The organism is Bacillus sp. MYb209, from assembly GCF_002975175.1.
GTDB lineage: Bacteria > Bacillota > Bacilli > Bacillales > Bacillaceae_G > Bacillus_A.
Map to the genome: position 1 here is coordinate 137,473 of NZ_PCNZ01000008.1, position 18,412 is coordinate 155,884.

Consider the following 18,412-nt stretch of genomic DNA (forward strand, 5'->3'; position numbering starts at 1 on the left):
AACTACATTGCTTCTTTCTTTTGTCCGATAACTGAGCGTTCTAAAATCTCTGTTACGTCCAGAGTTTGAACTGTTTCTTCAACTTCTTTCGCTTTCGTACCGTCACTAATCATCGTTAAGCAATACGGGCAGCCTGTACCGATAATTGACGGCTTTACAGCTAGCGCTTGTTCTGTACGAGCAACGTTAATACGAGAACCTGTCGTTTCTTCCATCCACATTAGGCCGCCACCCGCACCACAGCACATTCCCGTTTCACGGTTACGCGCCATTTCTACAAGGTTTACACCTGGAATTGCTTTTAGAATATCGCGCGGCGCTTCGTATACTTCGTTGTATCTTCCTAAGTAACAGGAATCATGGTACGTAACTGTCTCCTCAATAGAATGGACAGGTTTTAAACGTCCTTCCTTCACCCACTGGGCTAGTAATTCTGTATGATGATAGACTTCTGCTTGTAAGCCAAAGTCCGGGTACTCATTTTTAAAGGTGTTATAAGCATGAGGGTCAATCGTAACGATTTTCTTCACTCCTGCTTTTTCAAATTCTTCAATATTTTTAGTCGCCATTTCCTGGAATACAAATTCATTTCCAAGGCGGCGCGGTGTATCACCAGAGTTCTTTTCCTTATTACCAAGAATTGCGAATGAAATGCCTGCTTCGTTCATTAGCTTCGCAAATGATATCGCAATCTTCTGACTGCGGTTGTCATACGAACCCATTGATCCAACCCAGAATAAGTATTCAAACTCTTCGCCAGCTTTTGATTTCTCCTTTACAGTTGGAACTGTTACTTCATCATCACCTTGGCGCCATGTTTCACGCTCTTTACGGTTCAGTCCCCACGGATTCCCTTGACGCTCAATGTTTGTCATTGCACGCTGCGCTTCCGCATCCATTTTTCCCTCTGTTAAAACGAGATAGCGGCGTAAATCAATAATTTTGTCAACATGCTCATTCATAACTGGGCACTGGTCCTCACAGTTACGGCACGTTGTACATGCCCAAATCTCTTCTTCTGTAATAACATCTCCGATTAAACTTGGATCGTACGCTAGCGCTGTAGCCGCTGATTCCTGTTGTCCTTTTCCAGCTGCCATCATCGCTAACTGATTTCCTTGTGTATTATTAAAAGCAACAACTGGAACCCACGGTGCTTTTGATGTTACCGCTGCTCCTTTATCAGTTAAATGATCACGAAGTTTTAAAATTAAATCCATCGGTGATAACATTTTCCCTGTTCCTGTTGCCGGACACATATTTGTACAACGACCACATTCGACGCAAGAATATAAGTCGATAAGTTGATTTTGTCTAAAGTCTTCAATTTTACCAACACCGAATGTTTCTTGAGTTTCATCTTCAAAATCGATTTTTTCAAGTTTTCCTGGATTTGAAAGACGACCAAAAAATACGTTAACTGGCCCAGCAATTAAATGCGCATGTTTTGATTGTGGTACATAAACTAAAAACGTTAACAAGATTAATAGATGCACCCACCAAGAGAAATAGAACACTGAAATGGCTACGGTTTCATTTACCCCTGAGAAAACGTAAGCTATTGCAGAAGCGATTGGTTCACTCCACGAAAGCTCTTCGCCATGCCATATAATTCCCATCCCATTACCAAGTAGCACAGAAATCATTAAGCCACCGATAAAGATAAGGACAAGACCTGATTTGAAATTACGTTTTAAACGAACAAGCTTTTCAACATAGCGTCTATGAAAAGCCCAAAAGACTGCAATTAAAATAACAAGTGTGACAATTTCCTGGAAGAATGTAAATGCAGGGTATAGTGGTCCAAGTGGAAGATGTGATCCTGGTGCGAGCCCTTTCCAAACGAAGTCAATTGCTCCAAATTGGACAAGAATAAATCCGTAAAAGAACATAACGTGAATGATGCCGCTCTTTTTATCTTTCAGCAGCTTTTTTTGACCGAAAACATTGACCTTAAGGAGATCCCAACGCTCTTTAAAACGACGGTCAAATTCAATCTTTTTTCCTAATTGTATGTAGGCCATCCTCGTTCGTATAAGATATACAAACAAATATCCCGCATAAGCAATAACAGCAATGGCAGCCAGCCAATTAATGATTAGTAAGCTATTCATTTTATGCTACCCCTCTCTTTGTAAGCCTTCTTCTTTTTTTAGAATCTTCGAAAATATATAATTTTCTGAATTATATCCCCTATTCCCATTATATAATGAGTGAGCATTCAGTCAACAGTTTTTTGTTATACAACAACACATTTTTTAATAAAGCTGTTTATTTCGGTAAAACTATAAAGTGAAACTTTAATCGGCGGAGCTGTTCATACCCCATGATTATTAGCCCACACTAATCGGACTTTTTCGGGCACCCCGAATCCCACTCAACTTCTTGGTTTTACCCTAATTTTGAGGTGGGAGTCTTATTGCCTGCAAATAGCGGGATAAATTGAATTTTTGATTTGTAAAAAACTGATGGTGAAAAGACCGTGAAGGAGGGAATTTACTTATGTTTTTCTTATCTCTCTTGTTATTAGGCAGCGCTCTCTGGATTACAATCGACCTTTCATATGGGAGAATTGTTCACTTAAAGCGTGTACGTTCTCGTTCTTTCCCTTTACGTCAAAGTGATTTTCGCCTTTATACATACGGAAATGATCTGTACGATGCTCTCTTTACTGATATAAAACAAGCTAAACACCATGTGCACGTTTTATTTTTCATTGTAAAAAACGATGACATAAGTCGTACGTTTTTAAAGTTACTTATCGATAAAGCACAAGAAGGAATTGAAGTAAGACTTTTACTCGACCGGTTTGGAAGTCATTATTTATCAAAAGAAGCGATTTACTCCCTACAAAAGCATGGTGTCTCTTTTTCATTTTGTCACAAAGTGAAATTTCCTTTTCCCTTCTTTTCTGCAAATCAAAGAAACCATAGAAAAATTACAGTTATTGACGGGAAAATTGGTTATATTGGTGGATTTAACATTGGCGAGGAATATTTAGGGCATAATCAAAGGTTAGGGTTATGGCGAGATTATCATTTACGTCTTACAGGAGAAGGGATACAAGATTTACAAAAACAATTTTTACATGATTGGCTCGACGATACAGACCAAAATTTATTAGATTCATCTCTTTATTTTCCTACGCAACAACCAGGGACCGTTCTACATCGTTTCATCCCTACTGATGGTGCCTATTTACAAAATACATTTTTACATTTAATCGAAAGCGCGAAAAAAGAACTCTTTATCGGTACACCATATTTTATTCCTGGAAAAAAAATTATGAATGCATTATTAAAAGCGCGAAAACGTGGGGTTCAAATAACCATTCTCGTTCCACAAAAGGCTGATCACGCCCTCGTTCGAGAAGCAAAATTCCCATATTGCCGAAAGTTAATACAAGCTGGTTGTAATATTTACGCTTTTCAGCAAGGATTTTTCCACGCCAAAATTATTATAGTAGACGATCATATTTGTGATATCGGAACTGCTAATTTCGATATGAGAAGTTTATATGTTAACCATGAAATCAATTGCCTTTTATACGATAAACATTTCATACAAGAAGTAAAAAGTAAATTCGAGGAAGATTTGGGACGCTCCTCATTACTTTCCTTTGAAGATGTCAGCCCTCTCTCCATTATCGATAGAGGAAAGGAATGGATAGGAACGATACTCGCGTTCTTTTTATAGAGAAATTTCAAGAGCCAAAGAGGTGCATCACATATGATAATTCGATTTGGATATGTCTCACATGCTACGGCATTATGGGACTGTTCGCCTGCCAAAACAATGACATTTACAAGCTGGAAAAAACTAAAAAAACAAGAGCGTGAAGATAAATTATATAATGTTACACTACAAAATCTAGAACATACAATACGTATCCTTCATTACAATATTGCACATGAAATTCCATTATATCGTTTATCATCTTCTATCGTCCCGCTTGCAACACATCCTGAAGTCAAATTTGATTACCTTCAAGCATTTGCACCGCTTTGGCGTAAAATAGGGGCATTAATTCAGGAACACAATTTGCGCATAAGTTTCCATCCAAATCAATTTACGCTATTTACAAGCGACAAGCCACATATTACAACTAATGCGATTACAGATATGACCTATCATTATAACGTATTAGACGCTATAGGAATTGCAGATTCTTCCTACATTAATATTCATGTAGGCGGCGCATATGGAAATAAGGAAAGTGCAATTGGACGTTTTCATGAAAACATAAAAAAACTTCCTTCACATATAAAAAAACAAATGACTCTTGAAAATGACGATAAAACATATACCACTTCTGAAACTTTGGCTATTTGTCAAAAGGAAAACATCCCTTTCGTATTCGATTATCATCATCACATAGCGAATCTGTGTGATGAACCGCTAGAAAGGCTACTTCCTGCAATTTTTGAAACTTGGCCACATACAAATGTACCTCCTAAAGTTCATATTTCTTCTCCTAAATCAGAAAAAGAATTTAGGGCCCACTCAGATTATATTGATTTAGAGTTTATTAAACCCTTTTTACACATCGCAAAAAAAGTTGATCGTAATTTCGATATTATGATTGAGAGTAAACAAAAGAATTTAGCACTTCTTCAATTAATAGAAGAACTCTCTTCTACTAGGGGAGTGAAAAGAATAAAAGGCGCAACATTACAATGGTAAATTGTAACGTTGCGCTATTTTTTTCAAAAAGTATTTCTTATAGTAAAAAAGCTCCTGTTTTATATGCTATTATTTAAATTAGCATTTTCCCCCTGTGATTCAACTTTATTGAAACGGAGCCATTATATGATCAATCAAAAAAAATATGTACAATTTGTCATGATGTATATTATTATATTTTCTCTTTGGATATTCCTTATCCCTAAGGACTTGAATATAAAAGAAATTGGAATTCTCTTCTTATTTTGTTTTGCTGCACTCTTTTCTTGCTATTGTTTATATAAAGCAATTAAAAAAATGAAGCGCGGTGATAAACTATTTTGGGTTTTACTACTATGTACTTGCCTATGTGGACTAACTATGGAAATAACTTTATTCCTTCATTCTCTTTCTATTTATGACCAAGTCATATTTTCATATAAAGCACTACCCTTTTTCATCGTACAATATATTTTGCTCTTTTCTGGCTTTGCTATAAAGTTTATACAACATTACTCCATTAGAGGTCTTGCTCAATTTTCATTCGATAGCATCTTTATTGTTATTATGAATATTTACTTTAACTTAACCTTTATTTTAGACATTTCAAGCTTTCGTATGTTAACAACGGATACGTGGGTTTCAATTGGATATTTCATTGCTCAATCATTAGTAATTTACGCCGTTATTAGCTTATATAGAAGAGAGCAGTATTCTTCTAGTAGAATCTCATTAATTGTCGGCTTCACTATCATACTTGTTTACGGATATATACACCTGTTCCAGTTAAGATCAGGAATGGAAACTTCTTCTGAAGTCTCTTATTTAATACATACTGCTTCAATTTTATTAATCGGTTTATCGTCCATACTATACATTTTAGATAAACCAATGCAACATGAAACTAAGACTAAATATTATCGATTCGATTATGTACGCTTTATATTACCTTATTTTAGTATAATCATTACTTTTTCCTTTATTGTCATTCAGCCTTGGGATGATAAGTTCATGTTAATCGGTCTCGTATTATCACTCATCTTATTATTCCTACGACAACTTTACATGTGGAAAGATAATCAAGTATTAATCGATACATACGAACAGTTGACTACACAACTAGAAGGCAAAGTTGAAGAAGGTGCATCTGCACTATCAAAAAGTGAACAACGTTATAAATCTTTATTCGAAGATCATCCTGATGCTGTTTTTTCTTTGAATATGAACGGGATTTTTCAACAATCTAATAAGGCTTGCGAAAGTTTATTTACATCCTACTATTGTGAAGTAACAAGCTATTCTCTTCTACACTTCATCGATTTGCAAGATCATAAATTATTGAAGAAATCTTTACAAATTACAAAAGAAGGTAGACCACAAACTCTAGAAGTTCGTACAAAAGAGAAAGAGGGATATTATTATTACCTTCACATTACACTCATCCCGACTTTTATAAATAAAGAAGTTGTTGGAATGTTTGGTATAGCACGTGATATTACAACTTTATATGAAAAACAAAAACAAGTAGAACATTTGGCTTTCCATGATGCACTTACAGGACTACCGAATCGCCGGAAATTCGAAAAAGATTTAAAAACGATTTTAAATACAGCTCAAAATAGCGCAAATGACGTTGCTGTCATGTTCCTTGACTTAGATCGATTTAAAAAAATTAACGATCGACTCGGCCATGATGTTGGGGATTTATTATTAATTGAAGTAGCCAAAAGATTACGTGGATGTTTGCGTTCAAAAGATATCGTTGCCCGCCAAGGGGGAGACGAATTTACAATCTTATTACCAGATATGTACTCTGAAAAAAGTGCTACTTTTATAGCCGAACAAATTTTAACTATATTAAATAAGCCTTACTTCATTAAAGATGAAGAACTTTCTGTTACACCGAGTATAGGAATTGCAATGTGCCCTGACTACGGAACCGATGTAACTGAATTAATGAAAAATGCAGATATGGCTATGTATCGAGCAAAAACTAATGGGAAAAATAGATTCATTTTCTTCTCAAAAGAAATGAGTATTGCGCAAAATGAAATACACTTCCTAGAAGGTGAACTTTCAAAAGCTCTGCAACAAAATGAATTTTTCCTTGAATATCAACCACAAGTAAATACAAAAACAAAACAAATTATCGGTTTTGAGGCATTAATTCGTTGGAAACATCCAAAACTCAGAATTGTATCGCCTGCCCAATTCATTCCTCTAGCGGAGGAAACAGGATTTATTATTGAACTTGGTAACTGGATTTTACGTACCGCCTGCTTAGAAGCAAAAAAGTGGCATAACCAAGGATTTTCTCACTTAAAGGTTGGTGTAAATTTATCTGTTGTTCAATTTAATCACGCAGATTTAATATCAACTATTTCAAAAGTCTTGGAAGAAACAGAACTAAAGCCGGAAGCGCTAGATATTGAGATTACAGAAAGTATCGCAATTAATCAAAATCATTCGGTAATTGCTAAACTAGAAGAACTTCAAAATCTCGGTATCCAAATTTCAATTGATGACTTTGGAACTGGTTATAGTTCTTTAGCTTATTTAACGAAATATCCAATCAATACATTAAAAATTGCTCGAGAATTTATTTGCGGAATTACAAATAGCCCTTTAGAAGAAGCGATTATCGCTTCCATTATTAAGCTATCGAAAGAATTAAAGTTAGAGGTTATTGCGGAAGGTGTAGAAACAGAAGAACAATGGAAGTTTTTACACGAACAAAACTGTGACCACATTCAAGGATTCCTCTTTAGCAAACCTGTTTCTAGTAAAGATGTTTGGATGTTACTCCACGAAAAAACAACCGTCTAAGTAAGACGGTTGTTTTTTTTAATATTCAAAAGGTAGATCTGAAGCTAATTGTACCTCTTGATCGTTATGAGAAATTACTTGGCTTTTCTCGAAAGCTGTATCCCCTAGTGAAATACCCCATGCCATTGCTAACGTTAATAGACTACCAATAAGTAGTTTCTTCATATTCCATCACCCACGTTTTTTCTTTTAATATATCATGAAAATTTATCCATATCGTATGCAATTATGCATATCCATTTTTTAGGCTGTTTATCTACTGATTTTATTTGCGAGCGCTTCTTTATATGCATGCATTTCTAATATATCAAAAAAGAAACTTGCCTTTTTATATGCATCTTCAATCTCTGCCCCATCATACTCCAACTTCCCTAGGCATTCACCTCTTTGATAATATAGCTGTCCAATTAATGCCATACTATTAATTCGGCATGATATTTCAATCGCTTTATTTACTTGATAAAGTGACTCTTCATATTGGTCATCTAAGTATAATGCTTTTGCATGATTATACCTTACCTTCACGTCAAATTCTTCATTATCATGCAATGCCTCTAATTGTTTTAATATATCTTCAAATAACTCAATGCTCTTCTTAAAATAGCTATTTTCAGCATAAATATTTGCAATTGCATTTTCTATATAAAGATTTTGATACATATCTATCCCAGTTAATTGTTGATTTAGTAGCTTTTTTAACTCTAGAATACAATATTCATAATCAATCTTCTTCAACACATACGCAGATACATGATATTGCCATTGAAGAAACTGCTGAAACTCAGGGTGATATTCTTCCTTTTTCAGCTCATTCCATACTTTATTATAAATTTCTTTATATTTCTTTTGCTTACAAAGTACAATAATTTGATCTTTAAACTGCTTTTTCTTCTCAATATCGGAATAAATGAGTACCTCATAAAAATGAATAATGGGAACTTGTAATTTTGCTGCGATACCTTGCAATATATCCATACTTGGGTATACCGCGCCCGATTCAATTCTGCTCACTTCCGATTGATGACATACATTATCGGAGAGTTGTTTCTGTGTTAATCCTCTCATTACCCTAATTTTCTTTATTTCGCTTCCTAATTTTTCTGCGTGCATACTTACTCACCATCCCATTATAACAATCTAATTTTTTAAGTTGTCATACCACTACAATAATGTGCATTCGACAATTTTTGATATGAAATAATGCATAATATATATAAAATTCGGCAAATTTCTCATACAATTCATCTCACATACACAATACGAGATTAGGAGTGTTATAGATGAATTATAGAAAACTTGCTAGTGCTTTCGTCACATTCGGTCTTCTTTGTCCTTTATCAACAGAAGCTATTCACGCTCAAGAATTAGATAAAAATGAAGTAAAAGTTGAAATTGCTCAGCCTGGTTTAACAATCGGGAAATTAACACAACCTCAAAATGATACGAAAGAGAATATTGCTAAAAAATATTTAAAAGGTGAGGTAAACGGGGCTAAAGCTCAACAAGAGCAAGTCACTACTGAAAAAAACGTAGATTTTCAACCTACAAATAAAGAAACAAAAGAAAATCAAACCGAAGTACGCCTTGCACAAACGTACAAAAACTATAAAGTATATGGTCAAGATCTCATTGTAAAAGTAGATAAAAATGGAGTAATTACAACTGTTAGTGGTAAAGTTGTCCAAAATTTAGACCAACAACCTAATCTTACTATAACAAATTTTTTGTCGAAAAATGAAGTAAAATCTAAATTACGCAATACACTTCAAATTCCAAGTGATGCGACAGAAACAGAATTTTCTAGCGAAACGGTAGTTTATAAGAAAAAAGATGGCTACTATACATACGCAACGATCCTTACATTTACGTATGAAAACAATGAACAAATTATAAATGGAAATGCCATCATGGACCTACAAAATGGTGAAGTACTTTTCCAAGAAAAGTTCATTAAAAATAAAGAGAATAAAACTATTAATCAAGTAACATCACCTAGTCTTTCCCTAGCTAAAGAGCAAGGAACTGGGAAAAATGCCTTACAAGAAAATGTATTATTTAATATCGCAAAAGGTACTGACGGAAAATTTTATTTAGCTGATTTATCCCGTGGAAATGGTATTTATATTTATAACGCAAACTATGCTGATTCTCTTGGTGGCGATAGCCAAGCCGGTTATCCAGGGACACTTATTTCAAGCAACACTTCGAGCTTTGCAGATAAAGAAGCAGCTGGTGTTATGAAAAATATGAGTGATATTTACGACTATTTTAAGAAAGAACATAATCTAAAAAGTTATGATAATAAAGATTCGAAAGTTGTTGCTAGCGTCCACGGATTCGATTCTACCGAAGTTAGTGATGGTGTAAAAGAAAACTATGTAAATGCATTTTGGCATCCAGCTTGGAATCAAATGGTCTTTGGCGATGGTCTAAACGGGAAATTAACCTCCGCTCTTGATGTAACAGCCCATGAATTTGGACATGCTGTATTTAGTGGTACGACGAAAAATAAAATTGTGCGATATCCAAGTGCTGAAACATCTGCACTAAATGAAGGTTTAGCAGACTTCTGGGGTACACAAATAGAATATTACGTAAAGAAAGATAAAGGAAATTGGATTATGGGCGATACGTTAGGCGGCCTAACAATTCGTGACATCCCAAGGGAAATTGGTGACGGTGGCAACAAACTATATACAAACTTACAAGATTTCTATAATGACGGAAATGATCAAGAGTCGCACGTAAATTCTGGTATCATTAGTCACGTATTATATCAATTAGCTGAGGGTAAGACATACAACGGGATTGCTGTTCAAAAACAAGGCAATGAAAAAGTAAGTAAAGTTGTTATGCGTGCATTGCAAAACTACGCAACTTCAGCAGAAGATTTTGAATCACTTCAATCCCACATTGTACAGGCTGCAAAAGATTTATATGGCAATACAACATCGACAGAATTCGAAAAGGCTTTCCAAGCACATGGATATAAAGCACTAGCAAAAATTAGTAAAGTAGTAGAAGTACAACAAGGAAAATAAGCAAAAAAGAAGTTTACCGATTATAGGTAAACTTCTTTTTCATATCCATCCCTTTTCTTCCGCAATTGTAATTGCCTCAATTCTATTTTTTGCATCGAGCTTCGTTAATACTTCAGAAATGTAATTACGAACTGTGCCAGGTGAAAGATAAAGTGCCTTCGCAATTTCATTTGCAGTCTTTCCTTCTTTCGCAAGTAACAGCACTTCTTTTTCGCGATCCGATAACGGATTCTGCTCTTGCCATAAGCCAAACATTAACTCTTGAGAAATCTCTCGTTTCCCTTTCATTACGTTACGAATTGCCGAAGCTAAATCCTCACTCGGACTATCTTTCAATAAATATCCGTGCACACCAGCTTTCATTGCCCTTTCAAAATAGCCCGGTCGTGCAAATGTTGTTAAAATCATTACTTTACAAGATGATTTTTCTTTCTTTAACGTTTCAGCAACATCTAAACCACTTTGAATCGGCATTTCAATATCCATAATACTTATATCTGGCTCTAACGATTCAATTAACTTTAAGGCCTCTTCACCGTTCGCCGCTTGCCCAACTACTTCAATATCATCTTCTAGATCAAGCAGGGCTCCTAATGCACCACGAAGCATCCGTTGATCTTCTGCAATAATAATTCGAATCATGCCCTCACCTCATCTTTTCCCGTTCTAATTACAATTGGAACTTTCACTGTTAACAGCGTCCCCGGATTAATCGTATCTAGCTCCACTAGACCGTCAATTAAGGCAATTCGTTCCTTCATACCACGAATGCCGTTTCCATCATGATTTTGCTCCTCTAAACTGATACCATTATCTTCTACTTTTAAAATCAATTCACCTTGTGATTCTAATATAGAAACAATGCACACCGTCGCCTTACTATGCTTCACGACATTCGTAACAGCTTCACGTAAACACATACCTAAAATATTTTGCTCAATTGGTGATAACGAACTAGAATTAGCTTCCTGTTTTACTTCTAATTCAATATTGGCTGCTTGCAAAATCGCTTTTATTTGCTCAAGCTCTTCTTCTACTGTAATCATACGCATATCAGAAATTAACTCTCTCAACTGTTTTAAAGCCGTACGAGATGTTTGTGTAATTTCCTTCGCCTCCATACTTGCACGCTCTGGATTTTTCACAATTAACTTCTCCACGAGCTGACTTTTTAAAGTAATAAGAGATAACGTATGCCCTAACGTATCATGAAGATCTCTTGCAATTCGCTGCCGTTCTTCGCGCTTTACTAAATCTTTAATTTGTTCATTTGCTTCGTTCAATTGATTCCTTAACATCTTTTTTTGATTGAAATTTCGCATTCCAAATGGTGTAAGTAGCATTAAAATAAACATTGGAACTATATTCACTAAACTCGTAACTGTTAGTTGATCAATATTTACAAATATAAAAGCTCCAAGCATTACAACTAACAAACCTAGTAACACACGAAATACTTTCTTACTTGGCGTAAATCCCATCGCACTCGCCGTGAAATATCCAAAAAGTATCATGAAAGGATTATAAAATAAAGCAAATAAAAAGGTTAGTAACATTTGAATACATGCCCATAAAATGAACGTCTTTTGAACGAAATAAAGTTGGCGGTATGTGACGATGAAAACCATCAACATACCGATGCCAATTACAAGCTTCCACCCTGATACTTGCGTTAAATTATAAATTGGAAATAACAGATACACGAGCCACATATACGGGAAGAACCCCATATGTTTCGGAAAAATCTCAAACTTCTTCTCTATCATTTATACCGCTTCCTGTCTTTTTCTTATATATATTGATACTACAACAAATATAAGGAAATAACCTCCTAGTACCGCGATATTTTCCCATCCAATTGATTTTCCAGCTACAATATCCCATGCCCCGCTACCAAAATGATATGTTGGTGTCCATTCTCCAATAGTTCTTAATACTTTTGGGAATACTTCAATTGGCATCCATAATCCGCCAACTACAGCTAAGCTCATATTTAAAATATTAGCCAGGCCAGCAGCTGCATCCGCCTTTTTGATTGAACCTATTACTGTTCCGAGTGCTAAAAATGGTGTCACGCCTAATAATAACCATAATCCGGCACCAATCCATTGACCTACTGTTAACTCGACATTATTAATTAATATTCCTGCCATAAAAATAACTAAGATTGAAAAAGCATTCACTACTGTTTGAGCAATAATCTTTGCTGCTAAATATGCTCCCTCTGGAAGTGGTGTAATTTTTAAAAGATGTGTCCATCCTTGCCCTTTTTCCTGAGAAAGTCTCACACCGAAACTAAAAAGTGCAGTCCCTACAATACTGAAAGTCGCCATTGAAATTAAATAATGAGCTTTCCAAGCATCTCCGTTTTGTGGGACTTGAATAACATTTGTGAAAATGTAGTAAAACATAACTGGCATTAATAATGAGAAAAAGATAAATAATTTATTACGGAACGTACGTAAAACCTCTATTTTACATTGCATCCATAATGCTCTCATGCGATTTCCCCCTTCTGATTTGCGACAAACTGTTCAAATGCTTCATCGAGACTTCCACGTTCAACTGAAATATCTGTTACAGGTAAGTTTTTTTGATAAATTGCTTGTAACGTGGCATCAGTATCCTCCGTTGTTAAAATAAACCGCCCCTCATTTGACTGTACTTCTGTTACATTCGGCAATTCCTTTAGCAAACCCATAGGGATATTTTCTTTCGAATAAAACGAGATCGTTTTTCGAGAAATCGTCGCTTTCATTTCATCTGGCGTACCATCTGCGATGATCTTTCCGTTCGCAAATAATAAAATCCGATCCGCTAAAGCATCTGCCTCTTCTAAATAGTGCGTCGTTAAAATAATCGTTTTCCCTTCACTTGCTAATTTTCTAATCGTTTCCCAAAATGTTTTTCGTGACGTAATATCCATTCCAACTGTTGGTTCATCTAAAAATAATAAATCTGGATTTCCTGCAAGTGCGAGTGCAAAATTTAACCTTCTCTTTTGACCACCTGATAACTTTTCACATCTTTGCTTTCTCTCTGATTCTAAATTTGATAACTGAAGTAATGTTTCTTTCGCTACTGGATTCGTATAATAACTACGGAATAACTCAATTGCCTCTTCTACCGTGATACTATCAATCACGCTTACTTCTTGCAGCATCGCACCAAGGCTATTACGAACATCTCTATGCTTCGGACTTTTTCCAAATATAGAGACATTCCCTTCTGTCGGATCTTTTAACCCGAGCATCATCGAAATTGTCGTTGTTTTCCCCGCACCATTCGGGCCGAGTAATGCTACTATTTGCCCTTTATTTACATGAAATGAAACATTATTTACTGCTTTTTTATGTTTAAATGTTTTAGAAACACCATTTACTTCAATAATCTTTTCCATCTCTCCACCCCCGCTGTTTCTTATATTTACATTGTATGCGCTGGAAAAGTCAGGAAACAGTATGATGCGTCATGACATCAATATGACAATTGTCATGTATTCTTTATGAGAGGAATCAACCCGCATACCGCACGCGAGTAGCAGTACAAAAATAAACATGATACAATCGGATAAGACATATATTCGAGGAAGGACAGTGGTTTTCATGATTATTCGTAATGAACAAGATTTAGAAGGTTTACGAAAAATCGGCCGCATCGTTGCACTTGCACGCGAAGAAATGAAAAAACAAGCGAAGCCAGGTATGACAACGAAAGAGCTTGATTTAATTGGTAAAAAAGTATTAGACGAGAACGGTGCTATTTCAGCGCCTGAAAAAGAATATAAATTCCCAGGTGTAACTTGCATTAGTGTAAACGAAGAAGTTGCTCACGGCATTCCAAGCGATCGCGTATTAAAAGAAGGCGATTTAGTAAACGTAGACGTATCGGCAGCACTTGACGGCTATTATGCAGATACAGGTATCTCATTTGTTCTTGGCGACGATGAAGAAAAAGAAAAACTTTGCCAAGCAGCAGTAGACTCATTTTGGGAAGCAATGAAAAAAGTAAAAGCTGGCTCAAAACAAAATCAAATTGGTCGTGCTGTTTCTAACTTTGCACATAAAAGTGGATATAACGTTATTCAAAACTTAACTGGTCACGGCATTGGTCTTAGCTTACACGAAGCCCCAAATCACATCTTAAGCTACTATGATCCAATGGATAATGCACTTCTAAAAGACGGCCTTGTTATCGCTGTAGAACCATTCATCTCTATGAAAGCTGATCATATTATTGAGCGCGGTGACGATGGTTGGACATTCGTTACACCAGATAAGAGCCTTGTTGCACAATGTGAACATACAGTTGTTGTAACACGCGGTGAACCGATTATCTTAACAGAAATATAATAAAAAACAGCCGTTTTGTAGATTCCTTCTACTAAGCGGCTGTTTTTTATTATTTTTAGGTATGTAAAAGCTTATATAAATAAAAAGGTGATGCATCAAAGTATCACCTTTTTAACGGGGTGAGGCTGTCCAAAAGTACGGAAAACTCTTGAACAGCCTCGTATTTTCATATGGATGCCTTACATATATCACTGATGATAATTATGAAATGCGGAAACATAGTTACCATCACATGATTCAAACAAAAGAAAAGAAACCCTATAACGGATCCCTTTTCCCCACATAATCTAAAGTTTGGGTACACTAGATTCATGCAATGTAGGAGCCTTCAGAATAGAAAGCGATCCTTCATTTAAAATGATAGCATACATATCTAAGCTGAAAATATGCAAATATGCATATAGCGTTTTTTATTTCTCAACATCCAATTATTGAAAATTCAGATATATAAAGATAAAATAAAGTCGTTATCCGTCTTCTTTTGTCAGTCAGAGAGAATAGAAGAATGGGAGAGGAAAAAATGAGAAAATCGCTGAAACAAAAAATAGTAAGCTCCTTGCTTGCTGTATCACTCGCCGTTAGCTTAGCTCCAATCGGGCAAGCAAAAGCTGATTCCACTTCAGAAATTACACAGACCCCACCTATTACAAAACAAGTTGATGCAAACCGCGCCATCGAGCATATCCGTTTCTTATCCGAAACAATCGGTCCCCGTCCAGGTGGTACAAAATCAGAAGAATGGGCTTCTCGCTATGTTGGTATGAATCTTAAATCAATGGGATATGAAGTAGAGTATCAGCCCTTTCAAGTGCCGGATCAATACGTTGGATTTATCGAATCAACATTAGGGACAAAGCGTAATTGGCAAGCTGGTGCTGCTCCCAATGCACTAATTTCTACAGAAGCTGTTACAGCTCCGCTTATCTTTGTTCAAGGTGGTACAAAATTGGACGATATTCCAAATGAGGTAAACGGAAAAATTGTTTTATTCGAAAGAGGTACAACAGTAGCAGATTATAATAAGCAAGTTGAAAATGCTGTTAGCAAAGGGGCAAAAGGTGTTCTTTTATACAGCTTAATTGGCGGACGCGGAAACTATGGACAAACTTTCAATCCTCGCTTAACTAAAAAACAGTCTATCCCTGTCTTCGGTCTAGCTTATGCTCAAGGAAATGCATTTAAAGAAGAAATCGCTAAAAAAGAGACAACAATTCTTTCCCTAAAAGCGAGACATGAATCTAATTTAACATCCTTAAATGTCATCGCAAAAAAGAAACCAAAAAATAGTACAGGTAATGACAAGGCTGTCGTTGTAAGTTCACACTACGATAGTGTCGTTGGAGCACCTGGAGCAAACGATAATGCCTCTGGAACGGGATTAGTATTAGAACTGGCTCGCACTTTTCAAAATGTAGAAACTGATAAAGAAATTCGTTTTATTGCTTTTGGTTCTGAGGAAACTGGCTTACTTGGCTCTGATTATTATGTTAATAGTCTGTCCCAAAAAGAACGCGACCGAATTTTAGGTGTCTTTAACGCAGACATGGTTGCAACAAATTATGATAAAGCAAAGAATTTATACGCTATGACTCCTGACGGTTCCACGAACTTTGTAACAGATGCCGCTTTACAAGCAGGTAAACAATTAAATAATGATCTCGTTCTTCAAGGAAAATTTGGCTCTAGTGATCACGTACCATTTGCTGAAGTTGGTATTCCTTCTGCACTATTTATTTGGATGGGCGTAGATAGTTGGAATCCATTAATCTATCATATCGAAAAGGTATATCATACACCTCAAGATAATGTATTTGAGAATATTTCACCAGAACGTATGAAAATGGCATTAGAGGTCATTGGTACAGGCGTCTATAATAGCCTTCAACCTACCGTGAAAACAGGACAAAAAGCTGCTTAATACTATTTCAAGCCACCGATTAATCGGTGGCTGTTTATTGAGAAAAAATAAATATGCATAAAAGCATATTTATTACATGGTATTATCGTGTATAATTAAAATTGTAATATATAAATAAAAAACATATTTATTGCATAGCATTATCATGTAGAATAAAAATTGTAATAATATTGATTACATCTAATAAAGAGGTTTTTCAATTATGAAAAAATTATTCTTGCAGTTGTGTGAACTTTAACTTGAATTTCAGGAATTAATGCTTTTATTCCTGAAATAAACGTTGCAGCAGCTACTCAAGAACAAAGCTTTCCAAAATACTATTTCTAAATTAGCCATAAAAATGGCTATGCATTCATCTAAAACTTAATGGAACATGGTCATTGACCTTAAATTACATGAGATAGGACACCACATTCTAAGCCTATGATAATAGACTTCTTAAAAGCAGCTTTATTATCGCTTTAGAGCCGCTTATCTCTATGAAAGCTGACCATATTATTGGGCCGTTGATTGAGTCCAACTTGAAACTGTTCTCTTTTTTCTATAAAAAAACCCTTCAGGTTGCATTCTTCCCTTCACTTTATCGTGAAGTTTTTGAATACTTACCTAAAGGGCGTAATATCAATAGTAATTTTTCAACTTGTCTGCTACTCAGATTACGGTTTAATCAATAATCTAAAGCTTTTTTATTATTTTATTCGCTGACGAGCAAATAGAATTCCACCTAAAAGGAACAATACCATACCGCCAAGAATTGAAATCATTTCTGCTGATGTTCCTCCTGTGTTAGGAAGTAATGTTGGCTTATCATTTTCTGTAGTAGGTGGAACTTTTGAATCGCTATTTTTGTCTGTATTTGTGTTTGGATCTGTACTTGGATCTTTTGGATCTACACCTGGTTCGTCCTTGATTTTTGTATTCGTGATGTCATAACCATTTACTTCGGATTTGTATCCCGCTACTGGTTTTTCTTTCACTTCATACTTGTACGCCTTACCTTCAGCATCATATGCTGCTAAATCTTTAAACGCATATTTCCAATCACTTGCTGTACTCACTTCTTGTGTTGCGATTACTTGGCCATTTTGTAGTAAGTCTACTTTAATCATTGAAGGACGTTCTTTCGCATTATCGTCTTTCCACGTTTTCGATCCTTCTACTTTTGTTTGACCAACCTTTGTATTCGTGATGTCATTACCTTTTACTTCTGTTTGATATCCGTCTACTGCTTGTTCTTTCACTTCATACTTGTATGCTTTTCCGTCTACATCATATGCTGCTAAATCTTTAAATTCATATTTCCAGCCTGTTGCTTTGCTTACTTCTTGCGTCGCAATCACTTTACCGTTTTGTAGTAAGTCTACTTTAATTGCTTTCGGACGATCTTTCGCATTATCGTCTCTCCACATTTTTGTTCCTTCTACTTTTGTTTGGCTTACTTTTGTATTCGTGATGTCATATCCTTTGACTTCGGATTGATATCCATCTACTGGTTGCTCTTTCACTTCATACTTATATGCTTTTCCTTCAGCATCATATGCCGCTAAATCTGTAAACACATATTTCCATTCGCTTGCTGCGCTCACTTCTTGTGTTGCGATTACTTGGCCATT

14 protein-coding genes and 1 pseudogene are annotated in these 18,412 nt (G+C 35.6%); 7 read left to right on the forward strand and 8 right to left on the reverse strand.

Going from position 1 to position 18,412, the window contains the following annotated elements; genetic code table 11:
• Positions 1–2 precede the first annotated feature (2 nt).
• On the reverse strand, positions 3–2,114 hold the full coding sequence (locus tag CQZ94_RS15525; protein ID WP_105586080.1) for a (Fe-S)-binding protein: 2,112 nt from the start codon (positions 2,112–2,114) through the stop codon (positions 3–5).
• Between the two features lie 388 nt (positions 2,115–2,502).
• Between CQZ94_RS15525 and cls the strand changes: the two genes are divergently transcribed.
• From cls to CQZ94_RS15540, 3 genes are all read left to right on the forward strand, one after another.
• On the forward strand, positions 2,503–3,696 hold the full coding sequence (cls, locus tag CQZ94_RS15530) for a cardiolipin synthase (RefSeq protein ID WP_105586081.1): 1,194 nt from the start codon (positions 2,503–2,505) through the stop codon (positions 3,694–3,696).
• A gap of 33 nt (positions 3,697–3,729) precedes the next feature.
• Positions 3,730–4,683 (forward strand): UV DNA damage repair endonuclease UvsE, encoded by a 954-nt coding sequence (gene uvsE, locus CQZ94_RS15535; RefSeq protein WP_105586082.1) that lies wholly within the window; start codon positions 3,730–3,732, stop codon positions 4,681–4,683.
• Positions 4,684–4,809: 126 nt separating this feature from the next.
• Positions 4,810–7,488, forward strand: coding sequence for a DUF4084 domain-containing protein (locus CQZ94_RS15540; RefSeq protein ID WP_105586083.1), 2,679 nt, complete (start codon positions 4,810–4,812; stop codon positions 7,486–7,488).
• A gap of 18 nt (positions 7,489–7,506) precedes the next feature.
• Here the strand turns inward: CQZ94_RS15540 and CQZ94_RS15545 are convergent, their stop codons facing one another.
• Together CQZ94_RS15545 and plcR are read right to left on the reverse strand one after the other, a co-directional pair.
• Positions 7,507–7,653, reverse strand: a complete 147-nt coding sequence (locus CQZ94_RS15545; protein WP_105586084.1) for a quorum-sensing peptide PapR — start codon at positions 7,651–7,653, stop codon at positions 7,507–7,509.
• Positions 7,654–7,740: 87 nt separating this feature from the next.
• Complete coding sequence (gene plcR, locus CQZ94_RS15550) at positions 7,741–8,598, reverse strand: transcriptional regulator PlcR (RefSeq protein WP_105586085.1); 858 nt, start codon at positions 8,596–8,598, stop codon at positions 7,741–7,743.
• Positions 8,599–8,768: 170 nt separating this feature from the next.
• Between plcR and CQZ94_RS15555 the strand changes: the two genes are divergently transcribed.
• Complete coding sequence (locus tag CQZ94_RS15555) at positions 8,769–10,529, forward strand: M4 family metallopeptidase (protein WP_105586086.1); 1,761 nt, start codon at positions 8,769–8,771, stop codon at positions 10,527–10,529.
• A 39-nt stretch (positions 10,530–10,568) separates the two neighbouring features.
• Here CQZ94_RS15555 and CQZ94_RS15560 read toward each other — a convergent pair whose 3' ends face one another.
• From CQZ94_RS15560 to CQZ94_RS15575, 4 genes are read right to left on the reverse strand one after another with little or no spacing between them, the layout of a single operon-like run.
• Positions 10,569–11,171: a response regulator transcription factor gene (locus tag CQZ94_RS15560; RefSeq protein ID WP_044438293.1), complete on the reverse strand. Its 603-nt coding sequence runs from the start codon at positions 11,169–11,171 to the stop codon at positions 10,569–10,571.
• Complete coding sequence (locus CQZ94_RS15565) at positions 11,168–12,295, reverse strand: sensor histidine kinase (protein ID WP_105586087.1); 1,128 nt, start codon at positions 12,293–12,295, stop codon at positions 11,168–11,170. The genes CQZ94_RS15560 and CQZ94_RS15565 overlap by 4 nt, the downstream gene beginning before the upstream one ends.
• The gene (locus tag CQZ94_RS15570) at positions 12,296–13,030 is read right to left on the reverse strand and encodes an ABC transporter permease (RefSeq protein WP_002113090.1); all 735 of its coding nucleotides are present in this window, start codon (positions 13,028–13,030) and stop codon (positions 12,296–12,298) included. It abuts the gene before it with no gap.
• Positions 13,027–13,929 carry an ABC transporter ATP-binding protein gene (locus CQZ94_RS15575; protein WP_105586088.1) on the reverse strand — a complete coding sequence of 301 codons (903 nt, stop codon included), beginning with the start codon at positions 13,927–13,929 and terminating at the stop codon, positions 13,027–13,029. The genes CQZ94_RS15570 and CQZ94_RS15575 overlap by 4 nt, the downstream gene beginning before the upstream one ends.
• A gap of 157 nt (positions 13,930–14,086) precedes the next feature.
• Between CQZ94_RS15575 and map the strand changes: the two genes are divergently transcribed.
• The 3 genes and pseudogenes from map to CQZ94_RS31770 form a co-directional block, all read left to right on the forward strand.
• The gene (map, locus tag CQZ94_RS15580) at positions 14,087–14,881 is read left to right on the forward strand and encodes a type I methionyl aminopeptidase (protein WP_105586089.1); all 795 of its coding nucleotides are present in this window, start codon (positions 14,087–14,089) and stop codon (positions 14,879–14,881) included.
• 520 nt (positions 14,882–15,401) lie between these two features.
• The gene (locus CQZ94_RS15585; protein ID WP_105586091.1) at positions 15,402–16,799 is read left to right on the forward strand and encodes a M28 family metallopeptidase; all 1,398 of its coding nucleotides are present in this window, start codon (positions 15,402–15,404) and stop codon (positions 16,797–16,799) included.
• Positions 16,800–17,129: 330 nt separating this feature from the next.
• Positions 17,130–17,299: pseudogene (locus CQZ94_RS31770) on the forward strand (type I methionyl aminopeptidase); the annotation flags it as partial.
• A gap of 189 nt (positions 17,300–17,488) precedes the next feature.
• Here CQZ94_RS31770 and CQZ94_RS15590 read toward each other — a convergent pair.
• A partial coding sequence (locus tag CQZ94_RS15590) for a Cna B-type domain-containing protein (RefSeq protein WP_142395847.1) occupies positions 17,489–18,412 on the reverse strand: 924 nt, incomplete at its 5' end.